We start from the raw sequence: 215 nt of genomic DNA on the forward strand, positions 1-215 counted from the left end.
ACGGCACGGTTAACCCGCTTGCCGGAGAAGGTGCTAAACCGCAATTAGCCATTGATACCAAAGCGCTGGGCGGCATGTATGCCAATAAAATCCGGCTGGTGGCTACTGAGGATGGCGTTGGGGTTAATCTGAAAGAGTTAACCAGCGACCAGCGTGATATTACTTTAAACGTTAATGGCAAAATTGAATTAGGCAATGCCAAGGCTAAAACCGAC

General features: G+C 48.4%; 1 protein-coding gene. It reads left to right on the forward strand.

The window, feature by feature from the left end; translation table 11 throughout:
- On the forward strand, window positions 1-215 hold a 215-nt coding region (locus ABR397_RS24905; RefSeq protein WP_350307996.1), incomplete at both ends, for a hypothetical protein.

Source organism: Photorhabdus viridis (assembly GCF_040256935.1).
GTDB classification, from domain to species: domain Bacteria; phylum Pseudomonadota; class Gammaproteobacteria; order Enterobacterales; family Enterobacteriaceae; genus Photorhabdus; species Photorhabdus viridis.